The sequence below is a fragment of the Bellilinea sp. genome, from assembly GCF_034432615.1.
Taxonomy (GTDB): Bacteria; Chloroflexota; Anaerolineae; order Anaerolineales; family Anaerolineaceae; genus Bellilinea.
The window spans coordinates 1-2,212 of the sequence record NZ_DAOUBL010000069.1; the positions used below are offsets into that span (position 1 = coordinate 1).

A 2,212-nucleotide genomic window follows, 5' to 3' on the forward strand; every position below is an offset into this window, starting at 1 on the left:
GCCAACTCCCGCGAATTCCCCGGCCACCACCCGCAGGCTGAAGCCGTCTTTTTCCAGCAGGGGAATTTCCTGTGCCTGAATTTCCTGATAGCGCGGCCGGCTCATTTTGAGTGCCGCCGGCAGATTGACCCACAGTTGAAAGCCATCCACCCGCCCGGCTGCACTGGGGTGCGGCATTTCCTCGTGCAGGATGCCGCGCCCGCTGGTCATCCACTGCACATCACCGGCAGCGATCACGCCCATGTTGCCCAGGCTGTCGCGGTGGCGCACACTGCCTTCCAGCATGTAGGTGACCGTTTCGATGCCGCGGTGCGGATGGGTGGGAAAGCCCGCCAGCGGCGTTTCGCGCGGGTCATTGAAGGCGAAATGGTCAAACAGCAGAAACGGGTCGAAGCGGTTTTCGCGGCTGGGCGCAAACGAACGCAGCAGGCGCACCCCCGCACCTTCAATGACCATCTTCGGCTGGATGATTTCCTTGATCAGACGAAGTTCAGCACTCATCTCAATACCTTTATTTTGATATATTTTGTCCAATTTCTATATGTATTATAACCATTTTTGACGGGTCTTTCACGTTTATTTTGAAACGGCGTGTACCAACCTCGCCTGCCGCCACCCGTCTCTCGCGTGTATACGCGCTGAACCTTTTTCAAAAGCATTTTCTCCCTTAAGTCACAAACTGTTTTCTTAACTCCCCAATTTTCTTATAATCATTAATGGGCTTTGGAAAGAAGATTGCAGGAGGGGAAAATGGAGGATAAAGGAATGTGGCCGTTGGCGCTGCAAGCCTTGCAGGCGCTCAGCAGTCATTACGTGCCAGTGATTCAGCAGACCGCAGCTCAACTCAAGTTGCCGGAATGGTGCACAGGCATCCTGTTGCCGGCCTTGTCGTTCGACCCCGAACCGGTGACAGCCGAAAAGATGCGCAAAAGGGGGGCATACACGGCCGAATCGCTCTACTCCCAACGCCTGAGCGAAGCAGCCCGGCAGGAATTGTTGCAGGAAACGGAGCATGGAGCCGGGGAATACCGCCTCACCGCCCGCGGGCGGCAGGCAGCCGAGAGCATCCTCCAGGCTGCGAACGAGTGTATGAGCCGCCTGCAACCCCTGCCCGAAGAGGAACTGGAACAGCTGGCCGCGCTGTTGAAGCGGCTGGTGGAGGCCTGTTTACAGGCATCTTCACCGCCGGGTAAGTGGTGCATTGAACTCGCCTGCCGGTTGAATACCGGCATAAGCCCGCACCTGCTCGTCCGCATAGACCATTACCTCAGCGATCTGTCCGCTTACCGCGATGATGCTCATCTGGCAGCCTGGCAACCCCATGGCTGCAGCGGACAGGCGTGGGAGGCCTTCACCCTGCTGTGGCGCGGAGAAGCCAGAACGCTGGATGAACTGTTCAGCAAACTGGAACGGCGCGGTTTCAGCCGCGAGGAATACCGGCAGGCACTCGATGATCTGATTCAGCGAGGCTGGCTGCAAGCCGAAGGAGAACAGTACGTCCTCACACCCCGGGGAGAGCAAATCCGTCAGGCGGCTGAAGAACAGACCGATGCGTATTTCCATGCTCCGTGGGATTGTTTGAGCGAGAATGAACTTGAAGCGCTCGGCAGCCTGCTCACGGCCTGCGGGAAAAGCTGAGCGGGCTGATCCCCTGAAAGGCGGGCCAGCCCGTTTCCGCCTGCGCGGTTAGCCGTTCCCGAGCCGGCCGGCTTCCTGCTGCGGCAGGCGGCCCGGCTGCGGCGGCGTTTGAATCAGGCGCAGGGCGCGTTCGTACAGGAAATAATCCCACGCCCAATTGATCATCACCACCAGCCGGTTGCGGAAGCCGATCAGCTGCAGGATGTGAACCGCCACCCACATCGCCCAGGCAATGAAGCCGCGCAGGTGAAACCTGCCCAGGCGCGCCACCGCCTGATTGCGCCCAATGGTCGCCAGCATGCCCGGATCGCGGTACTGAAAGGCCAGCAAAGACTGACCGTCCAGGCGGCGGCGCAAATTCTCAACCACCGCATCGGCCTGCTGCATGGCAACCGGCGCCACCATCGGCAAGGGGTTGCCCTGCTCATCTTCCAGATAGGCCGCATCGCCAATCACAAATACTTCGGGAAAGCCCGGCAATTGCAGGGTGGGATCAACCCGTACCCGCCCGGCGGCAGCATGTTCAACCGGCAGGTTTTGCACCAGTTCAACGGCGCGGATGCCGGCCGCCCAG

At 59.6% G+C, this 2,212-nt stretch carries 3 protein-coding genes; 1 reads left to right on the forward strand and 2 read right to left on the reverse strand.

Annotation, left to right across the window (positions count from 1 at the left end):
- Positions 1 to 501 (reverse strand): pirin family protein (locus VAE48_RS03395; RefSeq protein WP_322791910.1); only part of this gene is annotated, 501 nt, incomplete at its 3' end.
- Positions 502 to 750: 249 nt separating this feature from the next.
- Between VAE48_RS03395 and VAE48_RS03400 the strand changes: the two genes are divergently transcribed.
- A complete protein-coding gene (locus VAE48_RS03400; RefSeq protein WP_322791911.1) occupies positions 751 to 1,638 on the forward strand; it encodes a helix-turn-helix domain-containing protein in 888 nt (295 codons plus the stop codon).
- Between the two features lie 48 nt (positions 1,639 to 1,686).
- Here the strand turns inward: VAE48_RS03400 and VAE48_RS03405 are convergent.
- Positions 1,687 to 2,212: FAD-dependent oxidoreductase (locus VAE48_RS03405; protein ID WP_322791912.1), on the reverse strand; the 526-nt coding region annotated here is incomplete at its 5' end.

What these genes read in the sequence shown, in the direction of transcription:
- VAE48_RS03400 (WP_322791911.1), top strand. Translation starts at nt 751, where the DNA reads ATGGAGGATAAAGGAATGTGGCCGTTGGCGCTGCAAGCCTTGCAGGCG.